A 20,490-nucleotide genomic window follows, 5' to 3' on the forward strand; every position below is an offset into this window, starting at 1 on the left:
TTAGCGGTCAGGGGTCAGGGCGGCAGTTGTTAGGCGCTTAAGTCCGGTGTTACAAGCGCGCTCGGGCGCCCAATCGAGTGCTACGACCGTCGGCAAGTAATGCCGAGACAACGGGCTACCGGCTACCGATTCTGAACTTTCGCCGGCAGATAGACCCGTGGAACCCGGTCGCTTATTCCGCAGGTCACTTCATATGAAAGGGTCCCGATTTGGGCGGCGACTTCTTCGACCGTTATTTGACTTGACCCCTGGCCGCCGATGATCACAACTTCGTCGCCCCGTGCTGCGCCCTCGACGCCGGTTACGTCGACCAGGGTCAGGTCCATGCTCACGCGGCCTACAATCGGCGCCAACTGGCCGCGCACAATTACCTTGCCCCGGTTCGAGAGAGCCCGCCGCAACCCGTCCTCGTAGCCGATCGCCAGAGTCGCGATTCGACTCTCGCGTGCCGTCACGAAGGTTCCGCCGTAGCCCAGCGCAGCGCCCGCCGGAACGGTCTTCAAAAGCATGATCCGCGTCCGCAAAGACATCACCGGACGCCAGTCCAACGACTCGATTGAGGAATTGGTTACGTCGCGCCACAGACCGTAGAGCACCCCGCCCAGCCTCACCAGGTTTCCGCGCGATCGGGGATAAGCGTGCGCGCCCGCGCTATTGGCTTCGTGGATCCATACCGGCGTGTGTCCTCTGGCGCGCACCGACTCGACTGCGTTTTCGAATAAGCGCATCTGTCGCAGGGTGAATTCATCCTTGTCGGGACAATCCGCGGACGCCAGATGTGTCATGACGCCGTCGAGCCGGACGTTCTCGAATCGCGCAGCGCCTTCAAGAAAGCTTCCCAGTTCGGCACACGGCACACCGAGTCGTCCCATTCCCGTGTCAACCTTGAGGTGATAATCGGCAACCAGGCCCGCGGCCCGCGCCGCTCGATTGAGTCTCTCAAGAGTATCCAATCGAAAGACGGCAGGGGTCAGTTGATGAGAAATGATCGACTCTTCTTGCCCGTCCCAGAAACCGCCGAGACATAGAATGGAGCTTGTGATGCCGGAGTCTCTCAGCGTGACTCCCTCCTCAGGCAGCGCGACGCCAAACCACTTGGCGCCGGCCTTTTCGAGAGCGCTCGCGCACTCAACGGCGCCGTGGCCGTAGGCATCGGATTTCACCGCAGCCATGATCGCTACACCAGGGCCCACGGCTGCGCTGGTTACGCGATAGTTGTGGATCAGGTTGTCGAGATTGATCTCAGCCCAGGTAGGCCGCTGTGATCGGCTCATCGATGCATAGCCTCTGCGCGGCGGAGCATGACACGGTCGGACTCGCGGAGCAAAGCGTCCAACTCGCGGCGCTCAGTGCGCGTGAGTCGTCGCCCTTTACTCTCGCTCAGTAGTTCTTCGGCTCGTACCTGTTTCTCTTTAGACACCCGGTACGGTGGCCCGAGCGCGTCAAGCTGTTGTCCGATGGAATAGAACACGATCGCTACTTTTGTCCTGGCATTCGGAACTTCACCTCAGTCCCATTGCTCAAAAGCCGGGTGATCTTGTAACCCGTAAAGCCTGTGTCGCGCTTTCCGTCGTACTCAAACTCGAATGTTCCCCTCTGGCCCGGCGGCAGCGGGTTTGGGACGACCGAAACGTTGCGAATCTCCGGCGGCGTATCGGCCCCGCGTTGCAGCGACACTTCTATGGACAGGTTCTCGAGCGGTTCGTCTGAAATGTTGTCGACGGCGCCTCTCGCCGTCACCATATTCTTATTCACTTCGGGTCTGTATGACGGGATGATCTGAGCTCTTTGCTTCATCGCGGCCTCGCGCGCCGCCTGGGTGTCGGTCCCGCGCAGGTTCGCTACGTAAGCCCCGACTCGTGAGTGAACCGAAGGAACAAAGAGGTACAACAGCACCGCGCCGCCGAGCAGAACCACCACCGCCAGGAGAGCGATCGTTCCGGTGCGGCCACCCCTCGGACCGACGTCCTTTCCATAGTTTGACAACGCCCCTATGCCGGCATCGCGTGAGTCACGGACAGGATCGCCAAAGATCAAGGGCTGCTGTGATCGCTCAGCGGGCAGACCTAAAACAGAACCGGCGGGTGGCTTGTGCGCGTAAGCGCCGGCAATGGATGGGACAGATGGCTGGGGCACCCTCACTGACGTCGCTCGAATTGATTCGGCCGCGAGTTCACGGGTGCCGCTATCGACGCGCGCAGGTTCAGCCGGCGCAGCGGCGCCGGAAGCGCTCGACAAAGAACCAAACAATCCAGTAGCCGCCGGGCGCTTTTGGCCGAAGTCTCCGCTTGGTTCCTCAACCTGAGGCGGCCGCGCCGACCGCAATTCCCGGGTCGCCGCGGCTTGCTCGCGCGGAGTAAGCGGCTCTATGCGAGGCGGCTCATAAGGCTCGCGGTGCATGATGCGCTCTATGCGAGGCGGCTCGAAAGGCTCGCGATGCGAACGCTCGTCGACTCGCGCGTCGCGGAGCAGCTCGGGTGCCGGCGGCAACGGCGTTGGTGTAGCTGACTCCTCTTGCGCAATGATCGGCTGCTCGGCCACCTCCAAACCAGCCCATACCTCATCGTCAAATGCGGCAGGTTCGGGTTCTACTTCGGTCTCCGCTGCAGGTTCCTTGGGTGAAGGGCTCGCCAAAAGCTCCGTGGGGCGAGGCTCGGGCGAAGGTTCAACTGGTGGCGCCGGCTGAATGGGTTCTTGAGACGGTGAGGTCTCGACTTGTAGCTCCGCCTCGGCTGTCGTCGAATGCGCGGACGGCGGCAACTCAACTTCGGTTGCGAGCTCACGCGTACCGCCAGTCTGAATCGAAGATGCTTCCGGAACTGGCACGCCGACTTCGGCGGTCACCGCGCCGACGGGTTCTTCGGCCTGCTGTACCGGTGGCGCAACGTTCACAAAGAGGCTGCGCCGGGACATGTCCCAATCTTCTTCGGGCTCTTTCTCCATCCTCTTGTAGCGGCGGAAAAAGTAGACCAGCAGTGAGACGCCCACAATGAATACAAGCACGGCGCCGACGATCACCGCTCGGGATAAGCGGGGCTGTTGTGGCTGAAGGAGGTTTAAGAGTAAAAACATCATTCTGTTCTGTTCCTAACTAAGCATAGCGGCTCTGTTGTTGTTGCGCGGCGAACCCTGGAGTCTCGAAGTTCATGTTGCGGTCATGCCGATACCTCGACGGATGCGGCGGTCTCCGCCGTAGGTTGCACGAGCGCGGCAATCGCGTCGAGGATGATCGCCTCTTCTTCGACCGCAACCGTGCGCAGATCAATCAATACGCGATCGCGCTCGGTGCGGGTGATGATCGGAATCCGGTGGCCTCGAAGCCGCTCTTCGAGCATGGCCGCGGTCGCCGAGGTGTCCTGCAAAGCAACCAGCACCGTCGGAAGCTTGACGTCCGGCGCTGAGCCGCCGCCGATAACCGACGCCCCGTCCTCGAGGCTCACTTTCAACCTGCCGCTTGCCAATTCCTCGATTAATTCGACGAACCGTGCCGCGCGTTCGGCTATCTGTTCGCGAGTCGTCGCGATGGTACGGATCACCGGTACTTCCGAGAGAGCGGCGCCTCGCTCATAAAGCCTTAGCGTTGCCTCGAGGGCCGCATATGTCATTTTGTCGGACCGCATCGCTCGCATCAACGGGTTCTTTCGCACTCGATCAACGATCCCCAGTTGGCCCGCGACGATGCCCGCTTGCGGGCCGCCCAACATCTTGTCGCCGCTGAAAGAAACCACCGAGATACCGGACTTGAACGAGTCGGCAACCACCGGCTCATCCTTCACCCCGTAAGGCGAAAGATCAATCAAGCAGCCAGAGCCCAGGTCTTCAAACGACGGGATGCCCGTTCGCCCGGCGAGTTCGGCTATCTCCCGCGCACTCGGGCGCTCGGTGAACCCGATGATGCGATAGTTCGACGGATGCACCCGCAGTATCAACCTCGTGCGCTCGTTGATCGCTCGCTCGTAGTCGGCTATTCGAGTGCGATTCGTCGTGCCGACTTCGCGGAGGGTCGCGCCGCTTTTCTCCATCACATCAGGAATTCGGAAGCTGCCGCCGATCTCGATCAACTCTCCGCGGGAGACGATCACCTCGCCGCCTTCTGCCAGCGTGTTGAGCACCAGCAGCACGGCGGCGGCGTTGTTATTGACGACCACCGCGGCTTCGCTTCCCGCCAGCCGCGCCAGCAACTCCTGACAATGTGTCTCGCGTTGGCCGCGCTCGCCACGCTGCAGATCGTATTCGAGATTCGAATAGTGTGCGGCGGCTTCTGAGACTGCTTCTACCGCCTCGAGAGCAAGCGGCGCGCGGCCGAGATTCGTATGAATGATGACTCCGGTAGCATTGATGATCCGGCGAAGCGATGGCTGGGCGCACTGGGCAGCTCGCACATTGAGCCTGCGCTCGACCTCTTCAGTTAACGACTGAGGACTGAGTGCTGAGGAATGAGTTGCGCTGGCGAGTTGTTCACGCAGCTCGTCTGTGATCTCACGAAGCAGGTCTCGCACGCGCTCGCGGCTGAGGGCAGCGGACAGTTGCGACGCCAACGGCCTCTCCAACAGCCGCTCGATCGAGGGCAGCGATCTAAGCAGGTGATTCGGCATGTGATTTCCGTTGACACCGGTCAGTGTCTGACGTACATTCTAACACAACCCCCACACGTTACAGCCAAGCCCTCCCAGAGTCAGTTAATGGAACCAAAGATAGACAGTCCTATAGACCAGGACCTTGATCGGCTCGAGTACGAGATTCGACGATTGAAGGTTGAGTACGACATCTACTTCAATGGCGGAACGCTGCGGCCGCCTATCGACACGAAGGGACGCGTCGAGACCGCCATCAAGCGCATCTACGACATGCGCGGGTTGTCATTCGGACAGCGGTTTCGTTACAACAGCCTGGTTGCGCGCTACAACGTCATGCGCGAGCTGTGGCGGCGGCACACTCAAAGCCGCGAAGAGAGCGGCCGGCCTCCAACGCCTGAGGCGCTAACCGCGCTACGCGAACAGGTGGCAGTGATTCGATGTCACGATCCACAGCTCGAACCCGAAAAGGTCAGCGAGCTTTACGACCAACTCGTAGCCGCAAAGCGAAAGTGCGGTGAGAAAATAGGCGTACTGAGTCTCGAAGTATTCACACAATTCCTCACCTCGCGAGCCGAGCACATCAAAGACAACCTGGCGACCGATGCAGTCGATTTCGTCGTTGGAGTCGACAACGGCCGCGTCAAATTCGCCGCCCGCCCCGCCCGCTGATAAGCCGCTCCGCACACAAGACCGTCTCCGGCCCACTAAAGTTGCATTGCCGTGGCCGGCTTCCGAACGCTCGAGGTCTACCCTGGGTCGAAGCGTGAACGACTGCGACCTCAGTGAGGAGATTCCGCCGAAGCTGGGAGCGTCGACATGTTTACCGATCATCAGGGCTTAGTGCTACTTGCGTGATCTGGAGCAGCGCCATCACTCGCATCTCCGGGCGTTGGAGTCGATCAGCCGCCAATCTGGCGCGGTCGTAATCATTGCGTGAGAGCGAGGCCAACATTTGCGCCGACTCTTGAGCAACCGTGTTCATCGGATTGCCGCTGTTGATAACGAACTCGCCGTCCCTGAAGTACTGTTGGATGTCGAACCCGTTCAACACAAGCGCCGCGCTGGCAAGCTCGTTGAGCTGATCGATCACTCGCTCGACAATCGCCGCGCTCCTGCCCGCATCGAGCTGCTCGTATGCACTGGCGATCTGAATCTGTGTTTGCAGTTGCGGGTAGCTCAGCGCTCGATCGCCGATCATCGCCTGAGCTTCGGCCAAAAGCTCAAGCGCAGTCGACTTGTCGCCTTTCGCCGCCGCGCTGGCCCCCAATTGAGTTAAGATACCAGCCCGCTCTTCCAGCGAGGGAAGCCGCGATAGTAGCGCACGCCCTTCCGCAAGCTTCTGTTGCTCGCTGGCGCGATTTACCAAATGGCGATCCAGGTTCAGGGTCATCTCCCGACGCTGTTGGGGGTCCGCAATTTGTCCGACAATCTCGCGGGCGCTCTTTTCGTCTCCTTGATTCAACGCCTTCCACGCCGCTTGCTGAACGAGATTATTCGCAACTTCCGGAGGCGCAGTTTTCGAAGCTTCAATCAACTCGCTGGCCGTGCCGTTCTGAAGAAGCTCCTGATACTTTGCCCAGGGTCCCTGCTGTATCTGGTTTGACCTGTCCATCTCCGCAATCCGCTCGCCTAAGGCGGCAATCTGATTGGGAGACAGCCTTTCGATATCCGGCAACATCGGCTTTAGCTGCTGTAGAATTCCAACCACCTGTCCCGGATACGAGCGAAAAGATCGGCCGCCGTGAATGACCAGTGAGCCAACCGCGACCCCGGTGAAGCCGGCCGGGGCGTTGTTGAACACCGTTTTGATGAGGATGTTACTCAGCTCTCGCGCGGTCTGCTCGTCCAACTTCGCAAGCGAAAGGTGGACAGTGGAGCGCTGCCCTGACTGGTCAGACGCAGGTCGGTTACTTTCGATCCAGGTGCGCAAGAGTACGATGGCGATGTTCACCGACTCCGGGCTCCTGCTGAAGTCATCGCTCCGAAGCCGGGTCAAGATGCATCCAAGAAACTTCTCCGCAAGCGCTTTGTCCTGGGAATGAAGCCTGTAAAGCATGTTCATCGCCCCATTATCAATCGCGATCTTTAACGAATCCTCGGCAAGCGAAAACGCTTGCTGGGGTTCCTTTGCCGCGAGCTGCTCAGCGAGCCTCATCTGGAGTTGCGCTTCGAAAGCCGGTTGCGCATAAGACCGCTGCTCGGAAGAAGCTGGACGCGAGGCCCGTAAGAAATCAAGGGCTAGTTTGGGGTCGTGGTTTGCAACAACCTGGAGGATCTCCTGCCGCAGTTGCTGAGGCACGTCAGTCAGGTTTGGATACTCCCGATCCCCGCTGTCGACCGCCGCGGTCATCTCGCTCAGACTTGCTGCCGCCGATTTGAACAGCGAGCGAGCGCGCTTTTCATCTCGATCCCAAAGAGATCCTGCCAGAGCTATGTCGATCCGAATGCGATTCTCAGGCAGCCTGAGCGATTGCGCCACCTTGATGATCTCGTCTGCCAGCGCGAGCGCTTTCTTCTCGCGCTCCTCGCGAGCCTTTCTCTTTTCAGCTTCGCCAGAAGCTGATTGAGCTGATTGAGCTCGGACGCTCGGGATCACTAGGATGAGAATGAAGAGAAGCCTTGCGAGCTTTGAAGCCATGTAAACACCTCGTTCTTGTCTGGATAGTATCGACCACGGGGGCCGCTGTGCCCGGTCCGGATCCCGAAAGCTTCGCGTCAATTACTGAATTCCTGGAGGCTTTTAACGCTTGTGCTTCCCGGATGTTCCTATGCCAGCGGCGTTCGACTGCTCTTCGCTTGCTGTTCGTAAGAACGTTGCGGGCAACCATGTTTGCGAAGATCAAGTTGCCGAATGTCGGACAAACTTCAGTTTATTCGTGGGACCTGAATGCCGCGCGTCACCAAGCGCGCGACAAGCTGAAGTTGTCGGACATCGTTCACAGGAGAGAAGACCAGTGGCTCTAGAACCGGATTGAATTCGCCGATTGACATGGAACTCGCAGGGAATTCGCAGGGAGTTTGCCAACTGGTCAGCGCTGGCTTGTTGCTAGTCTGGCCCTGCAAATCAAAAAGGCCCCGCTCCGACGAGCGGGGCCGTCGTATGCGCCTGATTGATTTGTTAAAGCCGTTTCACGGCTTCCGCCTGGGGTCCCTTCGGTCCTTCAACTACTTCGAACTCGACGGTCTCGCCCTGCTTGAGCGACTTGTAGCCGTCTTCCTGTATGGCCGAATAGTGCACAAACACATCGGCTCCGCCCGGTTGCTCGATGAACCCATAGCCCTTTGCATTACTGAACCACTTGACCTTGCCTTGTGACATCGACATACATCCTCCTCCGATAGTCTCAAAGTTTCGCGCGCCCGGGGCAGCGTCACCTGACGCTATCGTCCGCCCGTAACTTGAAACAAAAAGCCGCAAAGCGACGCTCGCAACCTGCGAGCATCCCTTTGCGGCTTCCTATCAAGCTTTCACTGCGTTGCCCAAGACTTCTAGTCGCTCTGGGTAAATCTTCTAAGCCTACGCGAAGCGGGCCGCATACTAGCGCAACGACTAAACAGAGTCAAGAAAAAACGACGCCAAGCCAGGACTACTCTTTGCGGTGAGTGATCGTCTGACTCTTTGGGTTAAATAAGCGCCCGCCCGAGCTCGATGCACTGCGCCTTCTGGCGGTTTGCGTCACCGGCCCATAACGTTGACCAACTCCTGCACGGCGGCAGCCGAGCGATGTAGCGCCGACCGCTCTTCGGTAGTCAGATTGATCTGGATGATCTCTTCGATGCCGCGCTCGCCGAGCTTCACCGGCACCCCGACATAGAGGCCGTTGATGCCGTACTCGCCCTCGAGATATGCAGCGCACGGCAGAATTTTCTTCTTGTCCTTCAAGATCGCTTCTACCATCTCTACTGCCGCGGCAGACGGCGCGTAATAAGCCGATCCGGTCTTGAGCAGGCTCACAATCTCAGCTCCGCCATTCGCGGTGCGAGTTACTATCTGATCTATCTTGTCTTGCGGGAGCAGATCCGGAAGCGGAATTCCCGCAACGGTAGAATAGCGCGGCAGAGGGACCATCGTGTCGCCGTGTCCGCCGAGCACAAACGCCGTTACGTTCTCGACTGACACGTTCAGCGCCTCGGCTATGAAGCAGCGCATCCGCGCCGAGTCCAACACGCCGGCCATCCCGATGACCCGCTGTTTGGGGAGTCCCGAATGCTTCAACGCGACATGACACATCGCATCAAGCGGATTCGAAACGATGATCAGAATCGGGTTCTTCGAATGCTTCATGATCTCATCGGTTACCGATCCCACTATTCCAGCGTTAGTCCGCAGAAGATCGTCGCGGCTCATACCCGGCTTGCGTGCAAGACCCGACGTTATTATGACTATGTCCGAATCGGCGGTTTCCTTATACCCGTTGGTGCCAACCAGCCGCGAATCGTAACCTTCGATCGGAGCGGTCTCTGCAAGATCCAGCGCTTTGCCTTGAGGCATGCCTTCGATGATGTCGACCAGCACCACATCGCCCAGTTCCTTATCAGCCAACCTCTGCGCCGCTGTCGCTCCGACGTTGCCCGCTCCGACGACTGTTATTTTCTTTCTAGCCATTGTTCCTCCATACGTCCGTCGATTATCGCCGCTCGCTCTCGGGTGATGGGGTCAGAGGATGAGCGGACCGAAATTCTATACGACGGGTTGAGAATCGTCCACGAACCGCGTCTCGAGCCGCTTATCGAAGACGGTGAGCTATCGCCGCCTGGGTGAAAGGCCGACTCGAAGCGCTGCACCGAACTCTAACGCGCCCTCTTGCAACAGCGGGGGCAAGCTACCCTTCCCGACCTGTGATCCTTCTAGTGATCCTGCAAACGATCAATATCAAAATAGGATACAGGTCGGGAAGGGTGGCTTGCCCCCGCCTTGCCAGCTCATCCGCCGACGTGAATCGCCGGACGGCGTTCCGGGTCGGGCTCAGCCTGGCGCAGAACTTCGCGGGTCACCGGAGCCGTCTCGCCTTCACCGAAGATCAAGTACTTCAGCAGGTACGTTAGCGGGTTGCCTTCGCTCCAAGCGAAATAAGCGTGGGGGATCTTGCCGGTCGTGTCGCGCAGGTAGAGAAGAAGCGCCGCGATCGCGTTTGGTACCGCCGCGCTCTCTCCCCTGAGCACCCGGTAACCGTCTACCTCGACGCCCTTCACACAGAGTTCATCACTGAACTCCGAAGCATCGCCGATGTCGACTTCCAGAAACAGTATCGGATCACCTTTTGGAATGTGGTTGTCCTCGCGCTGCTCTTTTTCTTTGAATCGATACTCGCCCGCATCGCCTGCTTGCCGGCAGTTGGCGACGATTCGAATCTCGTGACTGCGTGCGACCTCCTCGATAAAAGCGCGCGCCTTCTCGTCAAGCTCGACTCGCTCGATGCGCAGCTCAGTCGTCCGCATCACCCTCGACACAAACGAAGCGGCGATGATTGACCCGATGAAGAACGACGCGATCTTTATGCCTTCGGGCCGCTCGATGATGTTCAGCACCGTCGTGTACGCGAACACCAGCGAGATCAGCACGAAGGCCCAGCCGTGTTTGCGGCGGCGAAAGGCTGAAAGCGTCACCGCAACCGCGCCCGAGCTCATCAGCACCAGAACGCCGGTCGCGTAAGCCCCGCCCTGTGCTTCGACGTCCGCTTTGAAAATCAGCGTCACAGCAAACGCGATCGCAGTGTACACGAGCACCAGCGGTCTGACGGCAGCGGCCCACTTGGGCGCCATTCCATACTTGGGCAAGTACCTCGGGACTATGTTTACCAATCCGGCCATCGCCGACGCGCCCGCGAAGGAAAGAATGAGAATCGTGCTCAGATCGTAGGCGGTGCCAAAGACACTGCCGAGGTATTTGTGCGCAATGTAGGCGAGCGCGCGGCCGTTTGCCTGTCCACCCTTCGCAAACTCGGCGGCGGGGATCAGCGTCGCCGTCACCACGCTGCTGGCGATCAGCATCGCGCTCATGATCAAAGCCGCCGTGCGAAGCAGCTTGCGCGTATTGGCGATTCTTCCGACGGGATTCTCTTCAGTATCCGTTTCATATCCTTTGACCAGCGGCATCACGACCACGCCCGTTTCGAATCCCGAGAGTCCCAGGGCGAGTTTCGGAAACACGATCAACGCCACGCCGATCATCGCAAGCGGGCTTCCGTGAGCGCTGATCAAAGCGTTCTTCCAATCTGACAGCGCAGCCGGATGAGTTGCGAGCTCGTAGAATCCCACGCCTACGACAATGCAGTTCAACAGCAGGTAAGCCCCGACCAGCAACACCGACACGCCGATCGCTTCTCTGAATCCCTTAAGAAAAATCGCGCCCAGGAAAGCGACTAAGAACAGCGTTATTGCGATGCGGTTGTGCAGGAAATGCGGAGTGAAAGGATTCTCGACAATGTGAGCCGTAGCGTCGGCCGCCGATAGCGTGATGGTGATGATGAAATCCGTTGCCACGAAGCCCAGCAGCACAAGCACAAACAGCTTGGCTTGCCATCCGGGCAGCAAGTGCTCGAGCATCGAGATCGAGCCGTTGCCGTGCGGACTCTCTGCTGCCACTCGATTGTAGATCGGCAGCGCTCCCAGGAGCGTGAGCAAGACCAGCACCAGCGTGGCAATTGGTGAGAGTGCGCCGGCCGCCAGGAACGCAATGCCCGGTTGATACCCCAGCGTCGAAAAATAGTCGACGCCGGTCAGACACATCACCTTCCACCACGGATGCTGGTGCTCCTGGTTTTTAGACGAGGAGTCAGTGGGCTCGCCCATCCGCAGTCTTAGCAACCATTGGTGAAAAGTGCTTCTCGCCATGGACGGCAGAAGTGTAGCGAGTGATTGAGAGGTCGTACAGGCGCGACGGGCAGGTGCGCTACAACACAGGCGTCTGGAAACTCTTGACGTTCGGCGAATCCGCCACCAACGCAGGTGGTCGGAACTCAATGACGCCTCGAGAACTACAGCTTAGTCCGTCCGGCATTCGCGACATCTTTACCGTCTTTGTCGGAGCCCGGTTCCTGCACACCTTTTCGCTCGACTTTGTAAAAGTCCAGCATCACATCGGTGTTCCCGCGTAGTTCTCGCTCGAGCCGCTCGAGGGCCACCCGCACAACATCACGGTGATGAACGCGGCGTCGTGCTGGAAGCTGGCTCACTTGCAGCCAGATCTTGTGGATCAAGCTAATGTCATCCTCGGTGAGGTCGGGAGCATGCGCACCAAGCGAGACGCTGTGTTCGCGATTTCCTGGCTCCACGATCCTGCACCACACTTGACGGCGTGGTGTTTCGGCCAGGCGTTCCCACGCGCGGCCCAGTTCGCGCGTCTGCTCATTGGCGGTCATCTTGGAGGAAAGACCGGCGACGATCTCGGCAGAGTCCAGACGCAGAGCGGTCTGTGCCACGGCGTCAAAGAGGTTGGTCGCCGGAACGACAACCAACTCGACCGGTTTGCCATGCTTTTCGGCAAGCGCAACGACTCGCGTAAACAGGCGTTGCTCGTAATCCGTAAACAGATTGGAGTCATAGAGGTCACGCTCGCCTGCGTCCGGGCCTCTCATCAACCGCGCGGTCATCACCAATATGTCTTGCGCTTCGGTGTTGGTTCGCCCCAACACGTAATCGAGATGCGAGAGCGTGTTGTAGTCTCGCACGGCAACGAGCACGCTGCCGGGCCGCGCGCGGACAGTATCAAGGCTCACGTCAGGCTGATAGTTGAGTGTGAACTGGTCAAGGGCCGCAGTTGATCTGTCGAGTTTTCTCTGATTGATGCGCTCGGAGACCGTAAAGACTATGAAAAACACAATCGTGAACGCGACTCCCGCTATGGTCGCCACTTCCTTGGTGATCAGATTGATTCCGGCGACGGAAAACAGCAACACCGCGATTATCCCCAGCCCAACCGGGATCTCCTTGCCGCGCACATTTATATTGAAAGGTACTCTCCACTCGCGATGCGATTTGTCCTTGAAGCGCAGCACCAGCATCGCCAGGCCGTTGAAGGTAAACGCCCAGATGACACCGAAGGCGTAAGCCTCCCCCAGCAAATAGGTGTTGCCGCCCGAGGCTATGATCGCCAACAGTTGCAAGAGCACTATCAGATTGATCATTCGGTACGTCGTGCCAAATCTCTTATGCGGCGCCCGGAACCAGTCGGTCATCACTCCGTCTTCTGAGACACGATTCAGCACTCCGTTAGATCCGATGATCGAAGTATTGATGGCGCCTGACAGCATCAGGCATCCGACGATCACAATGAACGCTTGAAACAAGAGCTTCAACGGCAATGGGCCGGCAAGATACATAGCAATGCCGCTGATTAAGTTGTCCCTATAAGTCATCCTGACGCCATCTGGAATAAGCGCGTACGCGAAGAAAGAAACAAGCGATGTGAACAGCACCGAAAAAACGAAGATCACAAACCCGGCGCGCATGAGATTCTTGTGCTTCGGGTGTTCGAGTTCGCGGTTGACCTGGGCGAGTGACTCTTCGCCGGACATCGCAAGAAAGGAATGCCCGAATGCCATCAGTATCCCGATCAGACCCAACAGGGCTCCCGCGTTGGCCACAATGCCGAGGCGTGGCTCAGTCTCCTTTTGCTCGGGCTCGGTGGCCGACGCCGTTTCGGGTGGCAGCTCACGCAATGCGCCGGGGGCGATGGCCGGCAACCAGCCGACTGCGTCGCGATTGAACGACAAATTGTGCGGTACCGGCGCCGGAGGCAATCTCTGTTTGTCCGGCTGGGTGATGATACTGTAGCCGGCCCACAGAATAAGCATGACAACCATCGCCGTTGTCACGTACATGATCCGCAGTGCATCCCCCGATGATTCATGCATCCCCATGGTGTTGCGCCACCAGAAATAAATTGTTACGAGAATGGCGATGCCTGCTGCCAGATAATTCGTCGTTGATGGCGATGGATTCCATGGATGGCCGAAGTAAGTCACGGTTTGCGCGACGAGCCCGACGACGTATTGCCCGGCTGAGACGCCGGAGATCGGGCCTGTCAAAATGTAGTCGAACATCAACGCCGAGACCGAGAGCTTCGCGAGCGTCCCACCCATCGATTCTTTGACTACGCGGTAAACTCCACCTCGCGTGAACATCACGCATGATTCGACATACACAGAGCGCACTGCATAAGAGAAGAGCATAACGCCCAGAACGAACCAGGGAGCCGCTCGCCCGACTGCTTGCTCCGCGATGCCGCCGACGTAATAGGCCGACGACCCAAGGTCATTGAGCACAATAGCCGCCGCGCGCCAGAACGAGATGAACGACAGCAGTACAGTTGTAGCTACAACGACCCTGACGCGAGTGGGATTCTTTACGCCGTTCTTAGACGTGACCGCATCTATTGGCATAAGCGTTTCAGTTTCTCCGCCGCGACTCGACGCTCTGCCGCTCATCGTCCACGCTTTGTTGCATTGTGTCCGGCGGAACCGATGGGATGCGCGGCCTAAACGCGAGCACTTTTCCTTTTGAAGCTAAGTCGAAGCTGCCGCATTCAGGACATCGGTAGGCGTACAGGTAGATCTCGGTCTGGTTGATCCTTACCAGCCCGGCCGGTAGCTCGACGCCGCGGCCTTGCCAGGCGCATTTGCGGCAGAGGAGGTTTTTGGTTTCTATATTGATTTCGCGACCGACCGATAACATAAGCGCCAGAGGCTTCTTTGTTTACTCGGCCGTAACCAGCGGAGCGATTGGCGGCTCACAGAAGTCTCAGTGTCATCGTACTGCCCTCAACATAAGAATGGCATAAAAGGTCTATAAAGGTTTCATAAAGACGAGGTGTGTACTACTCATCTTGAAGCGGAACAACCTGGACGGTCGCGCCGCGCACTTCACTCAGAAAGCGATTGATTACCGAGCCATGAAGCAGGATGTTCCATCGCGAGCGAGCCGATTGCCCGAACACCACATGAGTGATGCCCTCGCGCCGGGCGAATTCGATAAGGGCGTCGGCAACGCGCCGCTCCCTCAGCTTCACTACATTCGCCCCGAGTTCCTCGGCGAGCTTGATGTTCTCGATCAGAGCAGCGTGATCCGCCGGATTCATCCGGCCGGGTTCCTCGCGCGGCGTTTCGACGTAGACCGCGTACCAGTCCGACGCCAGCCGTCCCGCGATGCGCGAGCCCGTTCGCAGCAGCTTCTTTGCGCTGCCGCGTGACGCCATGCACACCATAACTTTTTCTGGAATCGCGGCCTGCTCGAGTCCTTCTCGTTCGCGATAGTCGTGGGCCTTTGCCGCTTGATCTTCGGCCACTTGGCGCAAAGCCAGCTCGCGAAGGGCTGACAGATTCCCTTTGCGGAAAAAGTTAGTCAGCGCCTGTTCGATCTTCTCGACGCTGTAAATCTTCCCCTGGCGGAGCCGCGTTCGCAGCGTGTCGACCGAGACATCCACGTTGACTACTTCGTCGGCGCGGCGCAGGAAATAATCGGGAATGGTTTCGCGCACTCGGACGCCGGTTATGCGGGCGATCGCGTCGTTTAGGGATTCAATGTGCTGAACGTTCACCGCACTGATTACTGAGATACCGGCGTCGAGGATCTCGAGCACATCCTCGTAGCGCTTGCGATGCTTCGAGCCAGGGACGTTCGAGTGCGCGAGCTCATCGACTAGAACTAAGGCGGGCCGGCGCGCGATGACCCCGTCCACGTCCATCTCTTCCAGCGTTACGCCCCGATAATCTATGCGGCGCAGCGGTATGCGCTCGAGGCCGCCTATCAGTGTCTCAGTTTCTGCGCGGCCGTGCGGCTCGATGAAACCGATTACGATGTCGACGCCCTGACGCTTGAGCAAGTGCGCCTCTTCGAGCATCTGATAGGTCTTGCCCACGCCTGGCGCGGCGCCCAGATAAATGCGCAGCCGGGCGCGGCCCGCTTGCTGTTGTTTGGCGAGCAGCGACTCGGCGCTCGGCCGCGCGCCGGCCAATCGATCCGTTGTTGCCTCGTGGGAGACCATATGAACTTACGCGGTATGTCTAATGCTTGCCGGGCCTCCTGTGGTCAGCGCAAAAGTAAAGGTCGCGCCGCTACCCGGACGGCTCTCGACGCTGACTTGTCCTCCTTGAGCCTCCACAAGCCGCCTCACCAGCGCAAGTCCCAAACCTGTGCCGTCCGCCCTGTCACCAACGCGATTGAACCGGCTGAAGATAGTCGGAAGGTACTGCTCGGGTATGCCCTCGCCGGTGTCCCGCACGCTGAAGTAAACGCGCCCGACCTGCTCGTTTGCTTCAATCGCGACGCTGCCGCCGCGATCGGTATGACGTATGGCGTTCGACAGCAGGTTATCGAGAATGCTGGCAATCGCCCGCCGGTCCCCAACCACCCAGGACAGGTCCGGCCAGATTTTGTTCTCCAGTTTGATCTGCCTGCTGTCGGCGGAGGCGCGAAACCGCTCGACTGCTTCACGCGCAAGATCGATGGGCCGCAACCTTTCCATCGAAAGCCGCCGCGCGCCCGAGTCGATCTCTGCGAGCTCGAGCAAATCGCTGATCAGCTCATCCAGCTTGTCCGCGTTCTCTCGGGCGCTTCTGAGCATTTCGTTCTGCTGTTCAGTCGCCTCGCCGACATACCCTTCGATGACCGCGTGAAGCGCGAGCCGCAGCGAATGAAGCGGCTCACGCAGCTTGCTCGACGCGACCGAGATGAACGCTGTTTTCAGCTTATCTACTTCGGTGATAGCGGTGATGTCTTCAAGCAAGGTGACCGCGCCAAGCAGCCGGCCTTCCGAGTCTCGCATCGGAGTCGCGCGCAGGCGGAAGTCGCGCTCCGCCCCGCCCAGCTTGATGGGAACGATCGCGGCTTCGCCGTCCACGGCAACCGGCCGCTGCATGGAAACGGCATCACGTACCGCGCGCAAGATCCGCTCGCCTCCTTCGAGGCTTTCCAGATCGGCGCCGTCGCCATCGCCGCTCAGGAAACTGCCGAACAGTTGCCGGGCCGCGCGATTGATTTTGATTACACGATTGTGCGAGTTGGTTACTATCACCGGCTCGCCAATGGAATCGATGACCGCGTCAGACTTCTTTTGCTCGATCAACAATCTGCCGAAGTCAGACTTGCGCAGGTCACGAAGGCGGACGAGCATCCGGTTGAATTCCGTGGCAAGCACGCCTATTTCATCCTTGGAAGAAACGCTTATGTGCTGATCGAAGTCGCCCTCGCCGATGCGCTTTGCCTTTTCGGCAAGCATAGAAATCGGATCGACGACATACCGGGTGAATCTCCAGGCGAAGAAGAGAGCCAGGGTAATCGCCAGCACAGCCGTGACGGCGGTGGATATCTCTCCTCGCCTGGAAACAGAAACGGCGCGGTCGTTTGCAGCGACCATCGCCCGCTGATTCAGGTGCAGCAAATCGTCGAGCCGGTTCTTGAGAGAAAGAAACTGCGGCTCCAGCCGCTCAAAATAAGTGTTGGATAGCTCGACGGTTTGTCTGGGTGGGGCTCGGCTGAGAAAGCTCTCGAGGTCCTTCTTGTATGCCTGATACTTGAGGCTTATGTCGGCGACGATTTCGGATTCGCCTGCCTCGGTAATATTGCCCTGAGCGATCTCGAACTGCTCGGCGAACCTCTGGCTATTTGTTTCGAACTGCTCGCGTGCTTTGTTGCCGTGGCTGGCGATGAAGAACATCGCGGCCGAGTCCTGTCGTTCGAGCGCCTCCTTCATGTTCTCCGCTGCCGTGATGCTCTTGTAGTTGTTGACCAGGATTACATCGACCGCTCGCCCCAGTTGCACAAGATGGTAGATGCTCCACGCGCTGACTGCGAGGATGATGATGATCAGCAGTCCGTAGCTGAATGCGAGTTTTCGTCTCAGGCTGTTCATATCAAGCTTGATAGCAATGGTACGCCGGAGGCGGCGAAAGCCTCTCCTGCGTACCATACCCACCTCGTGAGAGGTGGGTTCGTGATGTTGTAGCCTACAAAAGGAGCGCGCTCGACTATCTTGGGCACCATACCCACCTCGTGAGAGGTGGGTTCGTAATGTTGTAGCCTACAAAAGGCTGCGCTCTCGACCATCTTGGGCACCATACCCACCTCGTGAGAGGTGGGTATTCAAACCACGTAGGTGTTGCCTCATCACTTGAGTTCGCCCCTTCTATCGAGCGCCAGGTTCAACTCAAGCACGTTAACGCGTGGCTCCCCGAGAATGCCGAACTGTCGCCCCTCGGCATGCTCGCGCACGATCCGTCGGACCTCATCTTCACTCAAGCCGCGCTCGCGGGCAACGCGCGGAACTTGAAACGCAGCCGCCGCCGGGGTGATATGAGGATCGAGCCCCGATGCGGAAGCCGTTACCATGTCGATCGGTACAGGCGAGCCGGGATTCTCTTCTCGCAATGATTCCGCGGCAGTCTTGACGTTGTCCATCAGCTTCTGACTGGTCGGCCCAAGATTCGTTCCGGCAGAAGCGGTCGCGTCGTACCCGCTTCCCGCCGCAGAAGGCCGCGAATGAAAATAGCCCGGCCCGGTGAAGGGCTGGCCGATCAAGCTCGATCCAATGATCTTGCCGTCCTTTTCGATCAGGCTGCCGCCTGCCTTCGCGGGGAACATCACCTGCGCGAGTCCGGTGACAACCAGAGGGTAAATGATTCCGAGCAGCACCGTGAGCACAACGGTCATTGCAATCGCTGGGTAAATCTGTTTCAAGATATTCATCGACTCTCTCCTGGCCCACACTGTGTGCGGGCGAGACGCTTGCGCTCCCGGCTCAGGCGAGCCCTAACGCGTGAATGATCACATCTATGACTTTTATCCCGATGAACGGGATGATGATTCCACCGAACCCGTAGATCCACAGATTGCGCCGAAGCACCGCTGCCGCGCCCATCGGGCGATACTTTATACCGCGAAGCGCAAGCGGAATCAGAGCGACGATGATCAGCGCGTTGAAGATCACCGCCGATAGAATCGCCGATTGGGGCGTCTCGAGCCGCATGACGTTGAGCGCCGCGAGAGGACCGGACTTCGCGCCGGTCAGCGCATACAACGTCGAGAACATCGCCGGGATGATGGCGAAGTACTTGGCGACGTCGTTGGCAATCGAGAATGTAGTCAACGCGCCGCGGGTCATCAGCAACTGCTTGCCGATCTCGACGATTTCGATCAGCTTGGTCGGGTTCGAATCAAGATCAACCATGTTGCCGGCTTCCTTGGCCGCCATCGTTCCTGTGTTCATCGCGACGCCGACGTCGGCTTGAGCCAGAGCTGGAGCGTCGTTGGTGCCGTCACCGGTCATCGCCACGAGCTTGCCCTCGCCCTGCTCGCGTTTTATCAAAGCCATCTTGTCTTCGGGCTTGGCTTCGGCGAGAAAGTCATCAACGCCGGCTTCGCGCGCGATGGCTGCGGCGGTCAGCGGGTTGTCGCCGGTTATCATGACGGTCTTGATGCCCATCCTTCTGAGCTGATCGAAGCGCTCTTTCATCCCGCCTTTGACTATGTCCTTCAGGTGGATGATGCCCAGCGCCCGGCTGTGATCGGCGACTGCCAGCGGCGTGCCTCCCGACCTCGCAATACGCTCGACTGTCTCCTTCATTTCAGGCGGGACTACGCCGCCTTCGGTGTTGATGAACTGAGTAATCGCGTCGACTGCACCTTTGCGAATCACGCGGCCATCGATGTCAACTCCTGACATGCGAGTCTGCGCGGAGAACGGAATAAAATGGGCTTCGCGCTCGGAGAGCTCGCGCCCTCTCAAGCTGTATTTCGACTTCGCGAGCACGACTATCGACCGGCCCTCGGGTGTTTCATCCGACAGGCTCGAAAGCTGAGCCGCATCGGCAAGCTCTGTTTCGGAAACTCCATTCATCGAGATGAACTCGACCGCTTGCCGATTGCCCAGCGTGATCGTTCCGGTCTTGTCGAGCAGCAGCGTGTTGACATCGCCTGCTGCTTCGACCGCGCGGCCGGACATCGCCAGCACGTTGTGTTGAATCAACCGGTCCATTCCCGCGATGCCGATCGCGGAGAGCAGGCCGCCGATCGTGGTGGGGATCAAACAGACAAGCAACGCGACAAGCACCGTGATGGTCGGAGGTGATGACGGAGCGAATCCGGCCCCGGGATCCGAAGCGTTCACGCTGTAGATCGCATAGGGCAAAAGCGTGACGACAGCCAGCAAGAAAATAATCGTCAGTCCCGCGAGCAGGATGTTCAGCGCGATCTCATTCGGAGTCTTCTGACGTTCCGCGCCTTCCACCAGCACAATCATTCGATCGAGAAATGTCTCTCCAGGGTTCGAAGTGATTCGCACCTTGATCCAGTCGGAGATTACTTTCGTGCCGCCAGTGACCGCGGAGCGGTCGCCGCCGGACTCACGAATTACTGGCGCGCTCTCACCGGTGATTGCTGATTCGTCTACGGAAGCAACGCCGTCAATGATCTCGCCGTCTCCGGGGATGAACTCGCCGGCGTGAACGAGCACAACGTCGTCTTTGCGAAGTTGTGGCGCGGGAACTTGCTCGGTCTTCACCCCCTCGACGCCGGCGCTAACCTCCCCGATGACGCGATTGGCGATTGCCTCCGTCTTAGCCTTGCGAAGCGTCTCGGCCTGAGCTTTGCCTCGGCCTTCAGCCATCGCTTCAGCGAAGTTCGCAAACAACACCGTGAACCACAGCCACAGCGTCACCTGCACGGTGAAAAGCAAGTTGCCTGTATGGCCCTGGGCGATGTCGCGAACGATAAGCAGCGTTGTGAGGATGCTGCCGATCTCGACCACAAACATCACCGGGTTCTTCGCGACCTGTCGCGGGTCCAGCTTTTTGAATGAATCTTTGATAGCCCGCCTGACGATCGGCGGATCAAACAGCGGACTCTTTTGTGCTCTCTCTGACATAACACCTCTATCAATTTTGGATTTTAGATTTTGGATTTTGGATTGGAGATCGGG

The 20,490-nt window shown here is 58.7% G+C and carries 13 protein-coding genes; 1 reads left to right on the top strand and 12 read right to left on the bottom strand.

All coding sequences use genetic code 11. From position 1 onward, the window contains the following. Positions 1-122 precede the first annotated feature (122 nt). The 3 genes from alr to selA all read right to left on the bottom strand — a co-directional run bounded on the left by alr (position 123) and on the right by selA (position 4,595). On the bottom strand, positions 123-1,274 hold the full coding sequence (alr, locus tag AABO57_08195; GenBank protein ID MEK6285707.1) for an alanine racemase: 1,152 nt from the start codon (positions 1,272-1,274) through the stop codon (positions 123-125). A 202-nt stretch (positions 1,275-1,476) separates the two neighbouring features. After that, positions 1,477-3,075 carry a hypothetical protein gene (locus AABO57_08200; GenBank protein MEK6285708.1) on the bottom strand — a complete coding sequence of 533 codons (1,599 nt, stop codon included), beginning with the start codon at positions 3,073-3,075 and terminating at the stop codon, positions 1,477-1,479. Positions 3,076-3,155: 80 nt separating this feature from the next. Beyond that, positions 3,156-4,595, bottom strand: coding sequence for an L-seryl-tRNA(Sec) selenium transferase (selA, locus tag AABO57_08205; protein ID MEK6285709.1), 1,440 nt, complete (start codon positions 4,593-4,595; stop codon positions 3,156-3,158). Between the two features lie 87 nt (positions 4,596-4,682). Here selA and AABO57_08210 point away from each other — a divergent pair, with 87 nt between their 5' ends. Next, the gene (locus AABO57_08210; GenBank protein ID MEK6285710.1) at positions 4,683-5,246 is read left to right on the top strand and encodes an MXAN_5187 C-terminal domain-containing protein; all 564 of its coding nucleotides are present in this window, start codon (positions 4,683-4,685) and stop codon (positions 5,244-5,246) included. A 151-nt stretch (positions 5,247-5,397) separates the two neighbouring features. Here the strand turns inward: AABO57_08210 and AABO57_08215 are convergent, their stop codons facing one another. The 9 genes from AABO57_08215 to kdpB all read right to left on the bottom strand — a co-directional run bounded on the left by AABO57_08215 (position 5,398) and on the right by kdpB (position 20,436). After that, positions 5,398-7,215, bottom strand: a complete 1,818-nt coding sequence (locus AABO57_08215; GenBank protein ID MEK6285711.1) for a hypothetical protein — start codon at positions 7,213-7,215, stop codon at positions 5,398-5,400. A 480-nt stretch (positions 7,216-7,695) separates the two neighbouring features. Continuing rightward, entirely contained in the window at positions 7,696-7,902 is a 207-nt protein-coding gene (locus AABO57_08220) for a cold shock domain-containing protein (protein ID MEK6285712.1), read from the bottom strand. Positions 7,903-8,253: 351 nt separating this feature from the next. Next, positions 8,254-9,183, bottom strand: a complete 930-nt coding sequence (gene mdh / locus AABO57_08225; GenBank protein ID MEK6285713.1) for a malate dehydrogenase — start codon at positions 9,181-9,183, stop codon at positions 8,254-8,256. A 317-nt stretch (positions 9,184-9,500) separates the two neighbouring features. After that, on the bottom strand, positions 9,501-11,369 hold the full coding sequence (locus AABO57_08230) for an amino acid transporter (protein MEK6285714.1): 1,869 nt from the start codon (positions 11,367-11,369) through the stop codon (positions 9,501-9,503). A gap of 185 nt (positions 11,370-11,554) precedes the next feature. Further along, complete coding sequence (locus AABO57_08235; GenBank protein MEK6285715.1) at positions 11,555-13,960, bottom strand: APC family permease; 2,406 nt, start codon at positions 13,958-13,960, stop codon at positions 11,555-11,557. 434 nt (positions 13,961-14,394) lie between these two features. Next, the gene (locus tag AABO57_08240) at positions 14,395-15,561 is read right to left on the bottom strand and encodes a universal stress protein (GenBank protein ID MEK6285716.1); all 1,167 of its coding nucleotides are present in this window, start codon (positions 15,559-15,561) and stop codon (positions 14,395-14,397) included. Positions 15,562-15,567: 6 nt separating this feature from the next. Further along, a complete protein-coding gene (locus tag AABO57_08245) occupies positions 15,568-17,484 on the bottom strand; it encodes an ATP-binding protein (GenBank protein ID MEK6285717.1) in 1,917 nt (638 codons plus the stop codon). 197 nt (positions 17,485-17,681) lie between these two features. After that, on the bottom strand, positions 17,682-18,254 hold the full coding sequence (gene kdpC, locus AABO57_08250) for a potassium-transporting ATPase subunit KdpC (GenBank protein MEK6285718.1): 573 nt from the start codon (positions 18,252-18,254) through the stop codon (positions 17,682-17,684). Positions 18,255-18,312: 58 nt separating this feature from the next. Then, positions 18,313-20,436: a potassium-transporting ATPase subunit KdpB gene (gene kdpB / locus AABO57_08255; GenBank protein ID MEK6285719.1), complete on the bottom strand. Its 2,124-nt coding sequence runs from the start codon at positions 20,434-20,436 to the stop codon at positions 18,313-18,315. Positions 20,437-20,490: the final 54 nt, after the last annotated feature.

This window comes from Acidobacteriota bacterium, from assembly GCA_038040445.1.
Classification (GTDB): domain Bacteria; phylum Acidobacteriota; class Blastocatellia; order UBA7656; family UBA7656; genus Onstottus_A; species Onstottus_A frigus.

Coding starts and splice junctions, on each gene's coding strand:
- AABO57_08220 (MEK6285712.1), bottom strand. CDS start 7,902: ATGTCGATGTCACAAGGCAAGGTCAAGTGGTTCAGTAATGCAAAGGGC.
- AABO57_08230 (MEK6285714.1), bottom strand. CDS start 11,369: ATGGGCGAGCCCACTGACTCCTCGTCTAAAAACCAGGAGCACCAGCAT.
- mdh (MEK6285713.1), bottom strand. CDS start 9,183: ATGGCTAGAAAGAAAATAACAGTCGTCGGAGCGGGCAACGTCGGAGCG.
- AABO57_08240 (MEK6285716.1), bottom strand. CDS start 15,561: ATGGTCTCCCACGAGGCAACAACGGATCGATTGGCCGGCGCGCGGCCG.
- selA (MEK6285709.1), bottom strand. CDS start 4,595: ATGCCGAATCACCTGCTTAGATCGCTGCCCTCGATCGAGCGGCTGTTG.
- AABO57_08235 (MEK6285715.1), bottom strand. CDS start 13,960: ATGCCAATAGATGCGGTCACGTCTAAGAACGGCGTAAAGAATCCCACT.
- AABO57_08200 (MEK6285708.1), bottom strand. CDS start 3,075: ATGATGTTTTTACTCTTAAACCTCCTTCAGCCACAACAGCCCCGCTTA.
- AABO57_08215 (MEK6285711.1), bottom strand. CDS start 7,215: ATGGCTTCAAAGCTCGCAAGGCTTCTCTTCATTCTCATCCTAGTGATC.
- kdpB (MEK6285719.1), bottom strand. CDS start 20,436: ATGTCAGAGAGAGCACAAAAGAGTCCGCTGTTTGATCCGCCGATCGTC.
- AABO57_08245 (MEK6285717.1), bottom strand. CDS start 17,484: ATGGTACGCAGGAGAGGCTTTCGCCGCCTCCGGCGTACCATTGCTATC.
- alr (MEK6285707.1), bottom strand. CDS start 1,274: ATGAGCCGATCACAGCGGCCTACCTGGGCTGAGATCAATCTCGACAAC.
- AABO57_08210 (MEK6285710.1), top strand. CDS start 4,683: ATGGAACCAAAGATAGACAGTCCTATAGACCAGGACCTTGATCGGCTC.